The following is an 18224-nucleotide window of genomic DNA, read 5'->3' as shown; positions in this document are numbered from 1 at the left end:
GAGAGAGCTCTATGAATCCTGAGCGTTCTGAACGCATTGAAATCCCCGTATTGCCGTTGCGCGATGTGGTGGTTTATCCGCACATGGTCATACCCTTATTTGTAGGGCGGGAAAAATCTATCCGTTGCCTCGAAGCCGCCATGGATCATGATAAAAAAATCATGTTGGTCGCGCAGAAGGAAGCATCAACGGATGAGCCGGGTGTAAACGATCTTTTCACCGTCGGGACCGTGGCCTCTATTTTGCAGATGCTGAAGCTGCCAGACGGCACCGTGAAGGTGCTGGTGGAAGGCTTACAGCGTGCGCGTATTACCACTCTGTCAGACGATGGCGAGCACTTCTCTGCGAAGGCGGAGTACCTTGATTCACCGGAACTTGATGAGCGCGAACAGGAAGTACTGGTACGCACCGCGATCAGCCAGTTCGAAGGCTACATCAAGCTGAATAAGAAAATCCCACCTGAAGTGCTGACGTCGCTGAACAGCATCGACGATCCTGCACGTCTGGCGGATACCATCGCTGCGCACATGCCGCTGAAGCTTGCCGACAAACAGTCCGTGCTGGAAATGTCCGACGTTAACGAACGTCTGGAATACCTGATGGCGATGATGGAGTCTGAGATCGATCTGCTCCAGGTTGAGAAGCGCATTCGCAACCGCGTCAAAAAGCAGATGGAAAAATCGCAGCGTGAGTACTATCTGAACGAGCAAATGAAAGCCATTCAGAAAGAGCTCGGCGAGATGGACGATGCGCCGGATGAAAACGAAGCGCTGAAGCGTAAGATCGACGCGGCGAAGATGCCGAAAGAGGCGAAAGAGAAAGCCGAAGCTGAGTTGCAGAAGCTGAAAATGATGTCTCCGATGTCGGCAGAGGCGACCGTCGTGCGCGGCTATATTGAGTGGATGGTGCAGGTTCCGTGGAATGCCCGCAGCAAGGTCAAAAAAGACCTGCGTCAGGCGCAGGAAATCCTCGATACCGACCACTACGGCCTGGAACGCGTGAAAGACCGCATTCTTGAGTACCTCGCGGTACAGAGCCGTGTGAACAAAATCAAAGGCCCAATCCTGTGCCTGGTAGGGCCTCCAGGCGTGGGTAAAACCTCTCTGGGCCAGTCCATCGCCAAAGCGACCGGACGTAAGTATATCCGTATGGCGCTGGGCGGCGTACGCGATGAAGCGGAAATCCGCGGCCATCGTCGCACCTATATCGGTTCCATGCCGGGCAAGCTGATCCAGAAGATGGCGAAAGTGGGGGTTAAAAACCCGCTGTTCCTGCTCGATGAGATCGACAAAATGTCTTCGGACATGCGTGGCGATCCGGCGTCGGCGCTGCTGGAAGTGCTTGATCCAGAACAGAACGTGGCGTTCAGCGATCACTACCTGGAAGTGGACTACGACCTGAGCGATGTGATGTTCGTGGCGACCTCCAACTCCATGAACATTCCGGCCCCGCTGCTGGACCGTATGGAAGTGATTCGTCTCTCCGGTTATACCGAAGATGAGAAGCTGAACATTGCTAAGCAGCACCTGCTGCCGAAACAGATTGAGCGTAACGCGCTGAAAGCCAACGAGCTGACCGTCGAGGACAGCGCGATTATCGGCATCATTCGCTATTACACCCGTGAAGCGGGCGTTCGTAGCCTCGAGCGTGAGATCTCTAAGCTGTGCCGTAAGGCGGTGAAACAGCTGCTGCTGGATAAGAGCCTGAAGCACATCGTGATTAACGGCGACAATCTGCATGCTTACCTTGGCGTTCAGCGCTTCGACTACGGTCGTGCGGACAACGAAAACCGCGTTGGTCAGGTGACCGGTCTGGCATGGACGGAAGTGGGCGGCGATCTGCTGACCATCGAAACCGCCTGTGTCCCGGGCAAAGGCAAGCTGACCTACACCGGTTCACTGGGTGAAGTGATGCAGGAGTCCATCCAGGCGGCGCTGACCGTGGTGCGCGCGCGCGCGGAAAAACTGGGTATCAACCCGGATTTCTACGAAAAACGCGACATTCACGTTCACGTTCCGGAAGGGGCGACGCCGAAAGATGGCCCAAGCGCGGGTATTGCCATGTGTACGGCGCTGGTTTCCTGCCTGACAGGGAACCCGGTTCGTGCTGATGTGGCCATGACCGGTGAAATTACGCTGCGTGGTCAGGTACTGCCTATCGGCGGGTTAAAAGAAAAACTGCTGGCGGCACACCGCGGTGGGATCAAAACCGTATTGATCCCTTACGAAAATAAACGCGATCTGGAAGAGATTCCGGACAACGTTATTGCCGATTTGCAGATCCATCCGGTGAAACGCATTGAGGAAGTTCTGACTCTCGCACTGCAAAATGAACCGTCCGGAATGCAGGTTGTAACCGCAAAATAGTGACCTCGCGCAAAGAGCGCCAATAAAAACAAGGCTGGTAAGTCATTTCGTACTTGCCAGCCTTTTTTTGTATAGCTAATTTAGATTGCTGATTGGGTTAGCCATCAACAACGGGTGTTGTAAGGTCATAGCAGGACTGATATAACTGCTGCGCGGTCGCGCTGTGAAGGATTCAGGTGCGATATAAATTATAAAGAGAGGAAGAGAACAGTGAATAAATCTCAACTGATTGACAAAATTGCTGCGGGTGCTGATATTTCTAAAGCTGCAGCGGGACGTGCTTTAGATGCTTTAATTGCTTCTGTTACTGAATCTCTGCAAGCTGGGGACGACGTTGCACTGGTAGGCTTCGGTACTTTTGCGGTTAAAGAGCGTGCAGCCCGTACTGGCCGCAACCCTCAGACCGGTAAAGAGATCACCATTGCTGCCGCTAAAGTGCCGGGTTTCCGTGCAGGTAAAGCGCTGAAAGACGCAGTAAACTGATTGCTTTCCCGCTCCAGGGAAGCTGAAAAGTACAAGGGCGCATCGTTTGATGTGCCTTTTTTGTTTGTCCAGACCTGATTTGTGCGAGTTTATGCGAGTTGTGGGCTGACAATTGCCCTGTTTTCTTGTCACAATACGCCTTTACGCGCGACGGTCAGGATTTTCCGTCAGCGTCAGGTAACCAGTCACCTACAGCGGAGTGTTGTTACACCATGATGGACAGCTTACGCACGGCTGCTAACAGTCTCGTGCTCAAGATTATTTTCGGTATCATTATCGTGTCGTTCATATTGACCGGTGTGAGTAGTTACCTCATCGGCGGTGGCGCGAACTACGCCGCAAAAGTGAATGGCCAGGAAATTAGCCGTGGGCAGTTCGAGAACGCTTTTGCTGGTGAACGTAACCGCATGCAGCAGCAACTGGGCGACCAATACTCTGAACTTGCAGCCAACGAAGGCTATATGAAAAACCTGCGTCAGCAGACGCTGAACCGCCTTATCGACGAAGCGCTGCTGGATCAGTACGCGAAAAGCCTCGGTCTGGGCATCAGCGATGAGCAGGTTAAAAAAGCTATCTTCTCGACGCAGGCTTTCCAGTCTAATGGGAAGTTCGACAACGCGCGTTACAACAGCATTGTTAACCAGATGGGTATGACGGCTGACCAGTACGCTCAGGCGCTGCGTAACCAGTTGACCACGCAACAGCTGATCAACGCGGTGGTGGGCACCGATTTCATGCTGAAAGGCGAAACTGAAGAGCTGGCGGCACTGGTGGCGCAGCAACGCGTGGTGCGTGAAGCGACGATTGATGTCAACGCACTGGCAGCGAAACAGCAGGTTAGCGACGCTGAAGTTAATGCTTACTACGAGCAAAACAAGAACAACTTCATCTCTCCGGAACAGTTCCGCGTAAGCTATATCAAGCTGGATGCAGCTGCGATGCAGGAAAACGCGACTGACGCCGAGATCCAGTCTTATTACGACCAGCATCAGGATCAGTTCACTCAGCCGCAGCGTAACCGTTACAGCGTGATCCAGACCAAAACGGAAGCAGAAGCGAAAGCCGTGCTGGACGAGCTGAACAAAGGCGCTGATTTCGCCACCTTAGCGAAAGCAAAATCCACCGACATTATTTCTGCCAAAAACGGCGGTGATATGGGCTGGCTGGAAGAGTCCACTACCCCGGACGAGCTGAAAAATGCAGGCCTGAAAGAGAAAGGCCAACTGTCTGGTGTAATCAAATCCTCCGTTGGTTTCCTGGTGGCGCGTCTGGACGATGTTGTGGCGGCGAAAACCAAGCCGCTGGCTGACGTTCGTGATGATATCGCTGCGAAAGTGAAGCAGGAGAAAGCGCTGGACGCCTTCTATGCTCTGCAACAGAAAGTGAGCGATGCCGCAAGCAACGACAACGAATCACTGGCGGGCGCTGAGCAGGCTGCTGGCGTGAAAGCGGTTGAGACAGGCTGGTTCAGCCACGAAAACCTGCCGGAAGAACTGAACTTCAAACCGGTTTCAGATGCCATTTTCAATGGTGGTCTGGTCGGTGAGAACGGTACGCCGGGCAGCAACTCAGACATCATTACCGTTGATGGTGACCGAGCGTTCGTACTGCGCGTCAGCGAGCACAAAGCCGAGGCAGTGAAGCCCCTGGCGGAAGTGAAAGATCAGGTGGTGGCGCTGGTCAAACACAACAAAGCGGCACAGCAGGCAAAACTGGATGCAGAGAAAATTCTGGCCGATCTGAAAGCCGGTAAGAACGATGCGCTGAAAGCGGCTGGCCTGAGCTTTGGCGAAGCAAAAACGCTGAGCCGTACCGGTCAGGACCCTGTCAGCCAGGCGGCGTTTGGTCTGAGTCTGCCGGCGAAAGACAAACCTGTCTATGGTACCACGACCGATATGCAGGGTAACGTGGTGCTTCTGGCGCTGGATGAAGTAAAAGCCGGTACGCTGCCAGACGCGCAGAAGAAGGCCATGGTTCAGGGAATTACCCAGAACAATGCCCAGATTGCTTTCGAAGCGATGATGAGCAACCTGCGTAAAGAAGCCAAAATCAAACTGGGTGATGTGGTCACTCAGGAGCAATAATTACGTATCTGCTCGCAGATTTTCGTAACGCTCTGCAAAAATTAAAGGCCGCTTTCGCGGCCTTTTCCATTTCTGCAATCTGTTGTTTGTCCCTGTTTTCCCGTGCGGTTATCGTGGCGTGGCTGTCAACAAACAAGGAGAAAACAGCATGAAATGTGGAATCAAAGCACTGTTAATTACACTGGCTATTGCCACTTCCGGGATGAGTGCGGGCGCGCTGGCGGCGTCCCCCTCGGTTAAAGCGCAGGCTGCACAAAACCAGGCCGATGCAACGTCACAAGGTCATGTTAAAGCCAACGCGACGGCCAGCACGAAAGCCATTGAGGACGAGGGTACGCGGGTCAGTATCAATACTGCCTCTGCGGACGATCTTGCCCGCGTTATGAATGGCGTGGGTCTAAAAAAAGCGCAGGCCATCGTCAGCTATCGTGAAGAGTATGGCCCTTTCAAAACCCTTGACGATCTCAAGCAGGTGCCGGGTATGGGCAGCGCGCTGGTTGAGCGCAATCTCGCACACCTGACGCTGTAATCGCGTAATCACTTGCACTGCGGCAAAAATTTGCCAGGATAAAGAGGTCATACCAGTTATGACCTCTGAACCTATAACAACGTAAGGCTATTGCGCTATGCAGACACAAATCAAAGTCCGTGGTTATCACCTCGATGTTTACCAGCACGTCAATAACGCCCGCTACCTTGAATTTCTTGAAGAGGCGCGCTGGGACGGCCTGGAGAACAGCGAAAGCTTCCAGTGGCTGACCGCACACAACATCGCGTTTGTGGTCGTCAATATCAACATTAACTACCGCCGCCCGGCAGTGCTGGGGGATGTGCTCACCGTGACCAGTGAGGTCCAACAACTGAATGGCAAAAGTGGTGTATTGAGCCAGGTCGTTACGCTGGAGCCAGAAGGGCAGGTGGTGGCCGATGCGCTGATCACCTTTGTCTGTATCGATCTCAAAACCCAGAAAGCGTTGCCGCTGGAAGGGGAGTTGCGCGAAAAGCTGGAGCTGATGATCGCGTAAAGTTTTGTCTTTTATAAAAGACAAAAAGGGTTTTCAGGGATAAAATCATGAACAGGGACTACGTTGTTAAACGTTACCGAACCCGCGACGGAAAAATACCGTTTGAGGATTGGGTAGCAAAGATGAGACGAAAGGATCCGGAGCTGGCGTTTCGGATCCTTCTGCGAATCGACCGCGCGGAGAAGGGGAATTTTGGCGATTACCGTTATCTCAGAGAGGGTGTCTGGGAGTTGAAGGTTGATTGTGGTCCCGGTTATCGAGTCTATTTTGCAGTCCAGCGTCGGGAAATCTTATTGTTGTTGATCGGCGGTGATAAAAAGAGCCAGAAAGCGGATGTGATGCTGGCAATAGACTACTGGAAAGATCATCAAAAGGATAAACCCAATGAGCAAAAGTGAGCGAAAATTCTCAAGTACCGTCAGCCATGATGAAGCTGTAGTCAAAATGCTGCGCGAAAATCCTTCTTACGCGCAACTCTATCTGCAAATTGCACTGGATGAAATTTACGAAGACCAGGGGATCCCAGCCTATTTGATTGCCCTCAGACGCGTTATCGAAGCGCGCGGCGGTATCGGAGAGATTTCAGCCAAAGCGGGGCTTTCACGTCAGCAGCTATACCGCACCCTGTCCGAAAATGGTAACCCAACGCTGACTACACTGATGAAAATCACCCGTGCTGCCGGTGTAAAACTGTTCGACAGCACGGTCAGGTAGCCCTTATTTCAGCCCGGTCTTTTTCTGCATCGCGGCCATCACGCCCGCTTTATCCGCAAAATAATGATTCAGACCGTTCGCGCGCAGGTTACAGGCGGCACACTGCCCGCAGCCGTCCCCTTTAATGCCGTTGTAGCAGGTCAGGGTCTCGTTGCGAACAACATCCAGCTTGCCCCAGTAGTCGGCCAGGGCCCAGGTTTCAGCCTTATCCAGCCACATCAGCGGCGTTTCGAAGCGGGTCTCTTTTGCCATTCCCAGATCGACAGCGTGATTGAGTGCTTTCACGAATTCATCCCGGCAGTCCGGGTAGCCAGAGAAGTCGGTCTCACACACGCCCGTGATCACCGCTTCGGCTTTCACCTGGTAGGCATAGATCGCCGTCAGGGTCAGGAAGAGAATGTTGCGGCCCGGTACGAAGGTGTTCGGAATGCCGCTGGCATCCGGTTCGTAATCAGGCACCGGAATGCTGTCGCGGGTGAGGCTGCTGACGGCAAGTTCATTTAACAGCGTCACGTCCAGCACTTTATGAGCGCGGGCGCCCAGTTTGAGGGCCAGTTCACGAGCGACATCGATTTCAGCGCGATGACGCTGACCATAATCAAAAGTGACGCAGTGCACTTCATCATACTGGTGAAGCGCCTGAATCAGGCAGGTGGTGGAATCTTGTCCTCCGCTGAACACGACGACGGCACGTTTCATAGATCATCTCGACAGTTACAGTAAAAGCGTCATGTTAACGCCTGGCTAAAGCGGCGACCAGCTTCTTCACGCGTTTGGGGGAGGAAGCCAGGCTTCGGTGAAGTCAAACCAGCCGCGAGTGTTAAGGCGTATGCCGTTGACGCCCGGAGGCGCGCTGATTTGATACTGGTAGTTAAAGAGCGGCGTCAGGACGGCTGTCTCCATTAACCGGCTGAAGATAGCCTGAAGTCCTGCGTGTCGGTCACGTTCGTCGGCCTGCGTCTGCACCGCATCCAGCGTGGCCTGCAAATGGGCGTATGCCGGTGCGCTCAGCAGATGCGGCCAGAGCGCATCGCAGCGGAGCCACTGCTCAAGCGTGTACGCTGGCGCTTCGCCAATCAGTCTGTCTCCCATCATGATGTCTGCATCGGCAAGCTGCTGGCACCCGTCCCACGTTTTGGCGTCGTGAAAGATGACGGTCAGTTCACAACCCTGCCGCGCAAGGTATGCTTTTAACTGGCTGGCCATGGTGTGAAGCTCAACCGGCAGGTGGTAGACGAGCGTCAATGCCTCTGGCAGCGCAACGTCGGTTAAATCAGGCCATTGGGGGATTGCCCAGCCGGGAAGCAGTTCCTCGGTAGGGGTGATGAGTCCTTCGTTCAGAGGAAGCGTGTGCAGCAGCGTTGAGAGGTGGATGATATTAATCAGCCGCTTTGCCTGAAGTTCGCTCAGACGCGGACTCTGTTTCAGCGTGAGGTAGCAGAAACCCAGACTGGTGCTGTTACTCACCAGCCGCAGGCTGGCCAGCTCGTCGGCCTCGCCAATGGCGATTTGCACCGGGTGGCGACAGCTGGTGCCCAGACTGTAGTCAAAAAGCTGGGGCGTGATCCAGTACTCGATAGCCTTAAGCAACGGATGGCCAAGGTGATACTGCTCGTGGCTTTCCAGACGCACCAGTTCAGGCTCAAAAACGCTCAGTCGAAAGGGACCGCTGCCCACCACGGGGTAATCGGGATGCGCCAGACGGCTACAGTAGGTTGCCAGCCTGTGCGCCAGCCAGTAGTCAGGTTGATGGAGAATAAACGTCAGGCACTGCGGATGCGTGGTTTCAATACGTAAGACGCTGCGGAAAAGCGTGCCCATGCCGGGCTGCGATAACAGCGCCGTCAGGCTTTTCCGGAGCTGTGCCGTCTCTATTTTATCGCCGTTATGCCAGTGCAGGGTGGAGCGAATGTAGAAATGCCAGCGCAGGCCGTCAGCGGAGATTTCCCAGTGATGCGCCAGATCGCCCGTGGGTTCACTGCTGGTACCATTAAAACGCGTCAAACCTGAGAATACCTGTCCCGCCAGATGCTGCTCCGCCCGGCCAGGGAGAAACCCCGGCTGAAGCGGCTCCAGCGAGCGATAGTAGGGAATACGCAGCGTCGGCGTATCGTTCTGCCACTGCCCGCCCATAAACGGATGCAGCAGCGATCGCAAATCTTCAGGCGCGAGCTGGGCCAGCTCCAGCGCGTTGTGCTGCTGTCCACTTTTCAGGGCCTCTTCCATCATCGTATTACGCAACGAGTCCGGGGTGACGTGAAAGCGTAAATCCCCACGCTTACCTCGTCCGGAGCGGGCGTGCCAGCTTAGCCAGCCCGCCTCCTGCGCCTGGCGCAGCAGGGTGCGAACATGTCGCTCGCTGCAAAAGCAGCGGCTGGCAAGTTCACTGATGGTCACCTGCTGCGGTGCGCCGGCGGAGGGGTGCCACAGACGCTGATACTGGTTAAGACGATTAAGCTGGCGCATGAAAAACCCGGAACAATAATTATCATCTATTCACTATTACTTCCGTATATCTCACGTAATACTGATGCACAAGTTAACCGCATCACATTTCGGGAGTAATTATGGCTCGGCTCGCTGCATTTGATATGGACGGCACGCTGTTAATGCCGGATCACCGTTTAGGGGAGAAAACCCTGAACACACTTAAGCGCCTGCGCGAGCGTGAAGTCACCCTGACGTTTGCCACTGGTCGTCATGTTCTCGAGATGCGCCATCTGCTGGGAACATTTGCCCTCGATGCGTTCCTGATCACCGGCAACGGGACGCGCATTCACTCCGTCGACGGCAATATGCTGCACCGTCAGGATCTGAATCCGGAAGTGGCGGACATTGTCCTGCACAGCACCTGGGATACGCAGGCCAGCGTGCATGTTTTTAATGATGAAGGCTGGTTTACCGGGCGTGAGATCCCGGCCTTGCTGCACGCTCACGTTTACAGCGGCTTTAAATATCAGCTTATCGATTTGCGCCGCATTCCGGCACACAAGGTGACCAAGATCTGCTTCTGTGGCGATCACGACGATCTCTGCCGCCTGCGTATTCAGCTTAACGAGGCGCTGGGCGACCGGGCGCACCTGACCTTCTCGGCGGTGGACTGCCTTGAAGTGCTGCCGGTGGGCTGTAACAAAGGATCTGCGCTGGCGGTGCTGAGCGATCATCTGGGGCTGACGATGCAGGACTGTATGGCCTTTGGTGACGCCATGAACGACCACGAGATGCTGAGCAGCGTGGGTCGAGGACTGATTATGGGGAACGCGATGCCGCAACTTATTGCCGCGCTCCCGCATTTACCGGTTATCGGACACTGTCGTAACGAAGCGGTGTCCCATTTTTTGACGCATTGGCTGGACAAAAATAACCTCCCATATTCCCCCGAATAGTGAGACCCTTCCAGCAAGCCAGGCTTTAGCCTGGCTTTTTTTTATTTCACCAGCTGCGAAATCTGCGCTTTCCACGGTTCTACATCGCCAAAAGTTGCCTGCACCCATTCTGCGTTGTAATAGGTGTCCAGGTAGCGCTCCCCGCTGTCACACAGCAGCGTGACGACAGAGCCGGTACGGCCTTCTTCGCGCATCCTCGCGGCCAGCTGTAGCGCGCCCCACATATTGGTGCCGGTGGAAGCCCCGACTTTACGGCCAAGCTGTGTCTCCAGCCAGTGCGCCGTCGCGACGCTGGCGGCGTCCGGCACGCGGAGCATCTCATCCACAACGTCCGGAATGAACGAGGGTTCGACGCGCGGGCGACCAATCCCTTCGATCTTGCTCCCCACGGGGCTGCGCAGGCTGGCATCGCGGGATTGCCAGTAATCGAGGAACACCGAGTTTTGCGGGTCAACCACCATCAGCTGCGTATCATAACCCTGACAGCGGATATAACGTCCGATGGTGGCGGAGGTTCCGCCCGTGCCCGCGCTCATGACAATGTAAGAGGGAACAGGATGCGGCTCGTGGGTCATCTGGCGGAAAATGCTGTCCGCAATGTTATTATTGCCGCGCCAGTCGGTGGCGCGCTCGGCGAAGGTAAACTGGTCCATATAGTGACCATTCAGTTCGCGGGCCAGCATTTCGGAGGCCGCATAGATTTCGCAGGCGCTTTCCACAAAGTGGCAGCGTCCGCCGTAAAATTCGATCTGTTCGACTTTACGTTTCGCCGTGCAGGAGGGCATCACGGCGATAAACGGGAGGCCCAGCAGGCGGGCAAAGTAGGCTTCGGAGACGGCAGTTGATCCGGACGACGATTCAATAATCGTGGTGCCTTCTTTAATCCAGCCGTTACATAAACCGTATAAAAAGAGTGAACGCGCCAGGCGATGCTTCAGGCTGCCGGTAGGATGGGTGCTTTCATCCTTCAGGTAAAGCTGAATGCCGGGAAATCCAGGCAGAGGCAGGCGGATCAAGTGGGTGTCTGCCGAGCGCTGATAGTCGGCATTTATTTCGCTGATGGCATGTTTAACCCAGGTGCTATTCATCGTAGTTATCCGTTTGTCATTTTGTGCCCAGCATAGCGAAAAGCACAGAAAAAATTGTTGCTATCTGACCTTTAAAATAGAATGTAAGGAGAATAATTTTCTCTTCGAGGTGGCTATGTTAGATAAAATTGATCGTAAGCTGCTTTCTTTGCTGCAAAGCGACTGCACCCTCTCTTTGCAGGCGCTGGCAGATGCCGTTAATCTGACCACCACACCGTGCTGGAAGCGCCTCAAGAAGCTGGAAGATGATGGCATTCTGCTGGGACGCGTGGCGTTGCTGGATCCCGAAAAACTGGGGCTTGGACTGACCGCCTTCGTCCTGATAAAAACGCAGCATCACAGTAGCGAATGGTACTGCCGCTTCGTCACCCAGGTTTCCGACATGCCCGAAGTGCTCGGCTTCTGGCGCATGGCGGGGGAATACGACTATCTGATGCGCGTTCAGGTGGCAGACATGAAGCGCTACGATGATTTCTACAAGCGGCTGGTCAATAGCGTACCAGGCTTGTCCGATGTCACCTCCAGTTTCGCCATGGAACAGATTAAATACACCACAGCGTTACCCATTTAATAACTTCTTAAAATACCTTCAGGAAAAGACCGCGTGCGATTATTTGCCCAATTAAGCTGGTACTTTCGTCGGGAGTGGCAACGCTACCTCGGCGCGGTGGCCCTGCTTATTATCATTGCCATTCTGCAACTGATCCCGCCCAAAGTGGTGGGTTACGTCGTGGATGGCGTTACGGAACAACATTACACCGCCGCACGGGTGATGATGTGGGGCGGTACGCTGGTGCTGACGGCCGTGGTGGTTTACCTGCTGCGTTATGTCTGGCGCGTGCTGCTGTTCGGCGCGTCCTATCAGCTTGCCGTTGAGCTGCGTGAGGACTTTTACCGCCAGCTGAGCCGCCAGCACCCTGAGTTTTATCTGCGTCACCGTACCGGGGATCTCATCGCCCGCGCCACTAACGATGTAGACCGCGTGGTGTTTGCCGCCGGTGAAGGGGTGCTAACGCTGGTGGATTCCCTGGTGATGGGCTGTGCGGTACTGATTGTGATGTCTACGCAAATTAGCTGGGAGCTCACGCTGCTGGCGCTGCTGCCGATGCCGCTGATGGCGCTGGCAATTAACCGCTACGGCGAGCAGCTCCATGAACGCTTTAAGCTGGCGCAGGCGGCGTTCTCGTCGCTGAACGATCGCACCCAGGAGAGCATGACCAGCATCCGCATGATTAAAGCGTTTGGTCTGGAAGACCGCCAGTCCGCGCTGTTTGCCGCCGACGCCGCCGATACCGGCGCGAAAAACATGCGCGTGGCGCGTATTGATGCCCGTTTCGATCCGACAATTTATATTGCGATTGGCATGGCGAACCTGCTGGCAGTGGGCGGCGGCAGCTGGATGGTGGTGCAAGGCACGATGACCCTCGGGCAGTTAACCAGCTTTGCGATGTACCTTGGGCTGATGATCTGGCCGATGCTGGCGCTGGCCTGGATGTTTAATATCGTTGAACGCGGGAGCGCCGCTTACAGCCGTATCCGCGCCATGCTGGCGGAAGTGCCGGTCGTGAACGATGGCAGCGAGCCGGTGCCGGAAGGTCCGGGTATTCTCAAGGCTGATATCCGCGCCTTTATCTACCCGCAAACGGAACATCCGGTGCTTGAGAACGTCAGTTTCACGCTGCGTCCTGGTCAGATGCTGGGCATCTGTGGCCCGACGGGTTCCGGTAAAAGCACCATTCTGTCACTGATTCAGCGCCATTTTGACGTGAGCGAAGGCGATATCCGTTTCCACGACGTCCCTCTGCCACGTCTGCTGCTGGATGACTGGCGCAGCCGCCTGGCGGTCGTCAGCCAGACGCCGTTTTTGTTTTCAGACACCATTGCCAACAATATCGCGCTCGGGTGTCCGACGGCGACACAGGACCAGATCGAGCACGTGGCGCGTCTGGCCAGCGTCCACGAGGATATTCTGCGCCTGCCGCAGGGCTACGACACGGAAGTGGGGGAGCGGGGCGTTATGCTCTCCGGCGGACAAAAACAGCGTATCTCTATTGCCCGCGCGCTGCTGCTGGACGCTGAGATCCTGATACTGGATGATGCGCTGTCCGCGGTTGACGGACGTACTGAACATCAAATTTTGCATAACCTTCGCCAGTGGGGAGAGGGGCGCACGGTCATCATCAGCGCGCACCGTCTGTCGGCCCTTACCGAAGCCAGCGAAATTCTGGTGCTTCAGCACGGGCATATTGCTCAGCGTGGTCAGCATGAGCAGCTTGCCGGGCAGACCGGATGGTATCGGGATATGTACCGCTATCAACAGCTTGAAGCCGCGCTGGATGAGGAGGTCGCCGATGCGTAAGTTTGGACAGATGTGGCCGACGTTAAAACGGCTGCTGGCCTATGGCTCACCGTGGCGCAAACCGCTTTCCATCGCCGTGCTGTTGCTGTGGATCGCCGCGATTGCGGAGGTGACCGGTCCGCTGCTTATCAGCTATTTCATCGACAATATGGTGGCGAAAAACTATCTGCCGCTGGGGCTGGTGGCGGGGCTGGGCGTGGCGTATGTCGGCCTACAGCTGACGGCGGCGGGGCTGCACTATGCGCAGTCGCTGCTGTTTAACCGGGCCGCCGTGGGCGTGGTCCAGCAGCTACGCACGGATGTGATGGATGCCGCGCTGCGCCAGCCGCTGAGCGAGTTTGATACCCAGCCGGTCGGACAGGTTATTTCGCGCGTCACCAATGACACCGAGGTGATCCGCGACCTCTATGTAACCGTTGTCGCAACGGTTCTGCGCAGTGCCGCGTTAATTGGCGCGATGCTGGTGGCGATGTTCAGCCTGGACTGGCGTATGGCGCTGGTGGCGATCGCTATTTTCCCGGCGGTGCTGATTGTAATGGTAATTTACCAGCGCTACAGCACGCCGATTGTTCGTCGCGTGCGCGCTTACCTCGCAGATATCAATGATGGCTTCAACGAAGTGATCAACGGCATGAGCGTTATCCAGCAGTTTCGCCAGCAGGCGCGTTTTGGCGAGCGAATGGGAGAAGCCAGCCGCTCGCACTATATGGCGCGGATGCAGACGTTACGGCTGGATGGCTTCCTGTTACGCCCGCTGCTGAGCCTCTTCTCTGCGCTGGTGCTGTGCGGGCTGTTGATGCTGTTTGGCCTGACGACGCGCGGAACCATCGAGGTGGGGGTACTGTACGCATTTATCAGCTACCTTGGACGCCTTAACGAACCGCTGATTGAACTCACCACGCAGCAATCGATGCTGCAACAGGCAGTGGTCGCGGGCGAACGTGTATTCGAGCTGATGGACAGGCCGCGTCAGACCTATGGCGATGACGAACGCCCGCTGGAAAGTGGATCCATAGCGTTTGATCATGTCTCGTTTGCCTACCGCGACGACCAGCTTGTCTTGCAGGATATCAACCTCGAGGTACCGTCGCGCGGTTTTGTCGCCCTGGTTGGGCATACCGGTAGCGGCAAAAGCACGCTCGCCAGTTTGCTGATGGGCTACTATCCGTTGACGCAGGGGGAGATCCGTCTGGACGGACGGCCGCTTGCCGCGCTTAGCCACAACGCGTTACGTAAGGGCGTCGCGATGGTGCAGCAGGATCCGGTGGTACTGGCGGATACCTTTTATGCCAACGTGACGCTGGGACGACCTTTCACGCCTGAGCAGGTGTGGGAGGTGCTGGAAACGGTGCAGCTTGCGGATCTGGCGCGCGGGTTAAGCGAGGGGATCCATACCCGGCTGGGTGAGCAGGGCAATAATCTCTCGGTCGGGCAAAAGCAACTTCTTGCGCTGGCGCGCGTGCTGATTGAGACGCCACAGGTGTTAATTCTGGATGAAGCGACCGCAAGCATTGACTCCGGTACCGAGCAGGCGATCCAGCAGGCGCTGGCTGCCGTGCGGGATCGCACTACGCTGGTGGTAATCGCCCACCGCCTCTCAACGATCGTCGATGCCGATACCATTCTGGTGTTGCACCGTGGCCAGGCCGTTGAACGGGGGACGCACAGAGCGCTGCTTGAGGCAAAAGGACGCTACTGGCAGATGTATCAGTTGCAGCTGGCAGGCGACGAACTGGCCGCCAGCGAGCGCGAGGAAGAGTCACTCAGCGCCTGATGCACCATAACAAGGCAATGCGCTAACAGACTTAACCGTTGGTGCAAAACTGAAACGCACCCTGCACTGCCATGGTGCGTTTTTTTTCATCCCTACCCGGCGCATGCGCGCCGCGGCGCTTTCCTCCTCACCTTTCACTTCTGGCACACCCTTTGCAATATCCCTTTCGTGTTAGCTGCGGCCATTACCGAATTCTGACTGGAGGGGATATATGAAGCTGGTTACGGTGGTAATCAAACCATTCAAACTCGAAGACGTGCGTGAAGCGCTGTCTTCCATGGGTATTCAGGGACTGACTGTCACCGAAGTGAAAGGCTTTGGGCGTCAGAAAGGTCATGCCGAGCTTTATCGCGGGGCGGAATACAGCGTTAACTTCCTGCCAAAAGTGAAGATTGATGTGGCGATTGCCGACGATCAGCTTGATGAGGTGATTGATGTCGTCAGCAAAGCAGCCTACACCGGAAAAATTGGCGACGGCAAAATTTTCGTTGCCGAACTACAGCGCGTCATTCGCATCCGTACCGGCGAATCTGACGAAGCGGCGTTGTAAGTAACTCCTGGCACACAGTGATAGGGATCGAGAAAATGAAGAAAGCAACAATGAAAACAGGTCTGGGTTCGCTGGCACTGCTGCCGGGCCTGGCAATGGCTGCACCTGCTGTGGCAGACAAAGCCGATAACGCCTTTATGATGATTTGCACCGCGCTGGTGCTGTTCATGACGATTCCGGGGATCGCGCTGTTTTACGGCGGCCTGATCCGCGGCAAGAACGTACTCTCCATGCTGACGCAGGTTGCCGTCACGTTCGCGCTGGTGTGCGTGCTGTGGGTGGTTTACGGTTACTCGCTGGCCTTCGGGGAGGGCAACGCCTTCTTCGGCAACGTTAACTGGGCGATGCTGAAAAATATCGAACTGACCGCGGTGATGGGCAGTTTTTATCAGTATATTCATGTCGCGTTCCAGGGCTCATTCGCCTGCATCACCGTGGGGCTGATTGTGGGCGCGCTGGCTGAGCGTATCCGCTTCTCTGCGGTACTGATTTTCGTGGTGGTCTGGCTGACGCTCTCCTATATCCCGATTGCGCATATGGTCTGGGGAGGTGGTCTGTTGGCTTCCCATGGCGCGCTGGACTTTGCGGGCGGTACCGTTGTGCACATCAACGCCGCGGTAGCAGGTCTGGTAGGCGCATACCTGATTGGTAAGCGCGTGGGCTTCGGGAAGGAAGCATTCAAGCCGCACAATCTGCCGATGGTCTTTACCGGCACCGCCATCCTCTATTTTGGCTGGTTCGGCTTCAACGCAGGTTCAGCCAGCGCCGCTAACGAAATCGCCGCGCTGGCCTTCGTGAATACCGTTGTGGCAACCGCCGGCGCTATCCTCTCATGGGTATTTGGCGAGTGGGCCGTTCGCGGCAAGCCATCGCTGCTGGGTGCCTGTTCCGGGGCGATTGCCGGTCTGGTAGGTATTACACCAGCGTGCGGTTACGTGGGCGTGGGCGGTGCGCTGCTGATCGGTATCGTCGCAGGACTGGCGGGGCTGTGGGGCGTTACCGCACTGAAACGTGTTCTGCGCGTTGACGATCCGTGTGATGTATTTGGCGTACACGGTGTGTGCGGCATCGTCGGCTGTATCATGACCGGTATCTTTGCTGCCCAATCTCTGGGCGGTGTGGGTTACGCAGAAGGCGTGACCATGATGCATCAGGTGCTGGTACAGCTGGAAAGCATCGCGATCACCGTTGTCTGGTCCGGTGTTGTGGCCTTTATCGGTTACAAGCTGGCTGATATGACCGTTGGGCTGCGCGTGCCGGAAGAGCAGGAGCGCGAAGGCCTGGACGTCAACAGCCACGGCGAGAATGCCTATAACGCATAATTTGAGTGCCTTGCCGGGCGGCGGCTTCGCCTTACCCGGCCTGAAAAAGCACAATTCGCAGGCCCGGTGAGCGCAGCGCCACCGGGCTTTTTACATCACCCGCGATTACGCATCACACCTTCCTGCACGGTAGAAGCCACCAGCACGCCATCCTGAGTGTAAAACTCCCCGCGTACAAAGCCGCGCGCGCTGGACGCAGAGGTACTTTCCACGCTGTAAAGCAGCCATTCGTTCATATCGAATGGACGGTGGAACCACATGGAATGGTCAATTGTGGCTACCTGCATCCCTTTTTCGAGGAAGCCCACACCGTGCGGCTGTAGCGCAACCGGCAGGAAGTTGAAATCCGACGCATACCCCAGCAGGTACTGATGCACGCGTAAATCTGCGGGTACGCTGCCGTTGGCGCGGATCCACACCTGGCGGGCGGGCTCAGCGGTATGCCCCTTCATTGGGTTATGAAATTCGACCGGGCGGATCTCCAGCGGTTTATCGCACAGAAACTTCTCTTTTACCTGCGGCGGCAGCAGATGCGCGAGAGCGCGGGCAATTTCGGTTTCCGATTTCAGATCGTCCGGCGACGGGGCAGACGGCATCTTTTTTTGATGCTCATAGCCCGGCTCTGGCGCCTGGAACGAGGCGGTCATGTAGAAGATGGGTTTGCCATGCTGGATGGCCGCCACGCGACGGGCGCTGAAGCTTTGACCGTCACGCAGAACTTCCACGTCGTAAACAATCGGTTTAGCACTGTCACCGGGGCGTAAAAAGTAGCTGTGAAACGAGTGCACCAGACGGTCTGCCGGGACGGTCTCCTTGGCGGCATACAGCGCTTGCCCCACGACCTGGCCGCCAAAAACCTGGCGTAAGCCTAAATCTTCGCTCTGTCCGCGAAATAGCCCTTCTTCTATTTTTTCCAGGTTCAGTAATGTCAGCAGATTGTTCAGTGCCTGACTCATAGTGGTCCTCAATAAACGCCGTGGCGAAAGATACGCTGAGTATAACCCAGAAATGAAAGTGGTCCGATGGGTAGAATAATCTTAATATCCGGACGAAATTAGGCATAAATCCGTGAT

The 18224-nt window shown here is 55.8% G+C and carries 17 protein-coding genes; 13 read left to right on the top strand and 4 right to left on the bottom strand.

What is annotated here, in order from left to right; all coding sequences use genetic code 11:
- Nucleotides 1–11: 11 nt before the first annotated feature.
- The 7 genes from lon to ACOTYH_RS05235 all read left to right on the top strand — a co-directional run bounded on the left by lon (nt 12) and on the right by ACOTYH_RS05235 (nt 6672).
- Entirely contained in the window at nt 12–2366 is a 2355-nt protein-coding gene (lon, locus tag ACOTYH_RS05265; RefSeq protein ID WP_014882775.1) for an endopeptidase La, read from the top strand.
- A 210-nt stretch (nt 2367–2576) separates the two neighbouring features.
- Nucleotides 2577–2849, top strand: coding sequence for a nucleoid-associated protein HU-beta (gene hupB / locus ACOTYH_RS05260; protein WP_002444653.1), 273 nt, complete (start codon nt 2577–2579; stop codon nt 2847–2849).
- Nucleotides 2850–3061: 212 nt separating this feature from the next.
- Nucleotides 3062–4933 (top strand): peptidylprolyl isomerase, encoded by a 1872-nt coding sequence (gene ppiD / locus ACOTYH_RS05255; RefSeq protein WP_032670485.1) that lies wholly within the window; start codon nt 3062–3064, stop codon nt 4931–4933.
- Between the two features lie 148 nt (nt 4934–5081).
- Nucleotides 5082–5462 carry a helix-hairpin-helix domain-containing protein gene (locus ACOTYH_RS05250; RefSeq protein ID WP_017383193.1) on the top strand — a complete coding sequence of 127 codons (381 nt, stop codon included), beginning with the start codon at nt 5082–5084 and terminating at the stop codon, nt 5460–5462.
- A 97-nt stretch (nt 5463–5559) separates the two neighbouring features.
- Nucleotides 5560–5958, top strand: a complete 399-nt coding sequence (locus tag ACOTYH_RS05245; protein WP_017694410.1) for a YbgC/FadM family acyl-CoA thioesterase — start codon at nt 5560–5562, stop codon at nt 5956–5958.
- Nucleotides 5959–6005: 47 nt separating this feature from the next.
- Nucleotides 6006–6356, top strand: a complete 351-nt coding sequence (locus ACOTYH_RS05240) for a type II toxin-antitoxin system RelE/ParE family toxin (RefSeq protein WP_032670484.1) — start codon at nt 6006–6008, stop codon at nt 6354–6356.
- Nucleotides 6343–6672 carry a DNA-binding protein gene (locus tag ACOTYH_RS05235; RefSeq protein WP_022650480.1) on the top strand — a complete coding sequence of 110 codons (330 nt, stop codon included), beginning with the start codon at nt 6343–6345 and terminating at the stop codon, nt 6670–6672. The genes ACOTYH_RS05240 and ACOTYH_RS05235 overlap by 14 nt, the downstream gene beginning before the upstream one ends.
- Before the next feature lie 3 nt (nt 6673–6675).
- On the opposite strand, the gene queC is transcribed toward ACOTYH_RS05235, so the two are convergent.
- Nucleotides 6676–7371, bottom strand: coding sequence for a 7-cyano-7-deazaguanine synthase QueC (gene queC, locus ACOTYH_RS05230; RefSeq protein WP_015571271.1), 696 nt, complete (start codon nt 7369–7371; stop codon nt 6676–6678).
- 66 nt (nt 7372–7437) lie between these two features.
- Nucleotides 7438–9138 carry an SgrR family transcriptional regulator gene (locus ACOTYH_RS05225; protein ID WP_063134746.1) on the bottom strand — a complete coding sequence of 567 codons (1701 nt, stop codon included), beginning with the start codon at nt 9136–9138 and terminating at the stop codon, nt 7438–7440.
- Nucleotides 9139–9239: 101 nt separating this feature from the next.
- On the opposite strand from ACOTYH_RS05225, the gene cof reads away from it, so the two are divergent.
- A complete protein-coding gene (gene cof, locus ACOTYH_RS05220; protein ID WP_017383195.1) occupies nt 9240–10058 on the top strand; it encodes an HMP-PP phosphatase in 819 nt (272 codons plus the stop codon).
- Nucleotides 10059–10099: 41 nt separating this feature from the next.
- Here the strand turns inward: cof and ACOTYH_RS05215 are convergent, their stop codons facing one another.
- Complete coding sequence (locus ACOTYH_RS05215; protein ID WP_045338273.1) at nt 10100–11146, bottom strand: PLP-dependent cysteine synthase family protein; 1047 nt, start codon at nt 11144–11146, stop codon at nt 10100–10102.
- Nucleotides 11147–11261: 115 nt separating this feature from the next.
- Between ACOTYH_RS05215 and ACOTYH_RS05210 the strand changes: the two genes are divergently transcribed.
- The 5 genes from ACOTYH_RS05210 to amtB all read left to right on the top strand — a co-directional run bounded on the left by ACOTYH_RS05210 (nt 11262) and on the right by amtB (nt 17151).
- Nucleotides 11262–11717, top strand: a complete 456-nt coding sequence (locus ACOTYH_RS05210) for an Lrp/AsnC family transcriptional regulator (RefSeq protein WP_058689257.1) — start codon at nt 11262–11264, stop codon at nt 11715–11717.
- Nucleotides 11718–11750: 33 nt separating this feature from the next.
- Nucleotides 11751–13505 (top strand): SmdA family multidrug ABC transporter permease/ATP-binding protein, encoded by a 1755-nt coding sequence (locus ACOTYH_RS05205; protein WP_017383197.1) that lies wholly within the window; start codon nt 11751–11753, stop codon nt 13503–13505.
- A complete protein-coding gene (locus ACOTYH_RS05200) occupies nt 13498–15279 on the top strand; it encodes a SmdB family multidrug efflux ABC transporter permease/ATP-binding protein (protein WP_023296031.1) in 1782 nt (593 codons plus the stop codon). Before ACOTYH_RS05205 ends, ACOTYH_RS05200 begins: the two co-directional genes overlap by 8 nt.
- 211 nt (nt 15280–15490) lie before the next feature.
- Nucleotides 15491–15829 (top strand): P-II family nitrogen regulator, encoded by a 339-nt coding sequence (gene glnK, locus ACOTYH_RS05195; RefSeq protein WP_006809867.1) that lies wholly within the window; start codon nt 15491–15493, stop codon nt 15827–15829.
- 35 nt (nt 15830–15864) lie between these two features.
- Entirely contained in the window at nt 15865–17151 is a 1287-nt protein-coding gene (gene amtB, locus ACOTYH_RS05190; RefSeq protein ID WP_015571265.1) for an ammonium transporter AmtB, read from the top strand.
- A gap of 95 nt (nt 17152–17246) precedes the next feature.
- On the opposite strand, the gene tesB is transcribed toward amtB, so the two are convergent.
- Entirely contained in the window at nt 17247–18107 is an 861-nt protein-coding gene (gene tesB, locus ACOTYH_RS05185) for an acyl-CoA thioesterase II (protein WP_015571264.1), read from the bottom strand.
- Between the last annotated feature and the right edge of the window lie 117 nt (nt 18108–18224).

It is taken from the genome of Enterobacter cloacae complex sp. SHL001, from assembly GCF_049236825.1.
In the GTDB taxonomy this organism is placed as follows: domain Bacteria; phylum Pseudomonadota; class Gammaproteobacteria; order Enterobacterales; family Enterobacteriaceae; genus Enterobacter; species Enterobacter hormaechei_C.
This window is presented reverse-complemented; position numbering and strand designations above follow the sequence as displayed.

Coding starts and splice junctions, on each gene's coding strand:
- lon (WP_014882775.1), top strand. CDS start 12: ATGAATCCTGAGCGTTCTGAACGCATTGAAATCCCCGTATTGCCGTTG.
- ppiD (WP_032670485.1), top strand. CDS start 3,062: ATGATGGACAGCTTACGCACGGCTGCTAACAGTCTCGTGCTCAAGATT.
- ACOTYH_RS05250 (WP_017383193.1), top strand. CDS start 5,082: ATGAAATGTGGAATCAAAGCACTGTTAATTACACTGGCTATTGCCACT.
- ACOTYH_RS05245 (WP_017694410.1), top strand. CDS start 5,560: ATGCAGACACAAATCAAAGTCCGTGGTTATCACCTCGATGTTTACCAG.
- ACOTYH_RS05240 (WP_032670484.1), top strand. CDS start 6,006: ATGAACAGGGACTACGTTGTTAAACGTTACCGAACCCGCGACGGAAAA.
- ACOTYH_RS05235 (WP_022650480.1), top strand. CDS start 6,343: ATGAGCAAAAGTGAGCGAAAATTCTCAAGTACCGTCAGCCATGATGAA.
- queC (WP_015571271.1), bottom strand. CDS start 7,371: ATGAAACGTGCCGTCGTCGTGTTCAGCGGAGGACAAGATTCCACCACC.
- ACOTYH_RS05225 (WP_063134746.1), bottom strand. CDS start 9,138: ATGCGCCAGCTTAATCGTCTTAACCAGTATCAGCGTCTGTGGCACCCC.
- cof (WP_017383195.1), top strand. CDS start 9,240: ATGGCTCGGCTCGCTGCATTTGATATGGACGGCACGCTGTTAATGCCG.
- ACOTYH_RS05215 (WP_045338273.1), bottom strand. CDS start 11,146: ATGAATAGCACCTGGGTTAAACATGCCATCAGCGAAATAAATGCCGAC.
- ACOTYH_RS05210 (WP_058689257.1), top strand. CDS start 11,262: ATGTTAGATAAAATTGATCGTAAGCTGCTTTCTTTGCTGCAAAGCGAC.
- ACOTYH_RS05200 (WP_023296031.1), top strand. CDS start 13,498: ATGCGTAAGTTTGGACAGATGTGGCCGACGTTAAAACGGCTGCTGGCC.
- glnK (WP_006809867.1), top strand. CDS start 15,491: ATGAAGCTGGTTACGGTGGTAATCAAACCATTCAAACTCGAAGACGTG.
- amtB (WP_015571265.1), top strand. CDS start 15,865: ATGAAGAAAGCAACAATGAAAACAGGTCTGGGTTCGCTGGCACTGCTG.
- tesB (WP_015571264.1), bottom strand. CDS start 18,107: ATGAGTCAGGCACTGAACAATCTGCTGACATTACTGAACCTGGAAAAA.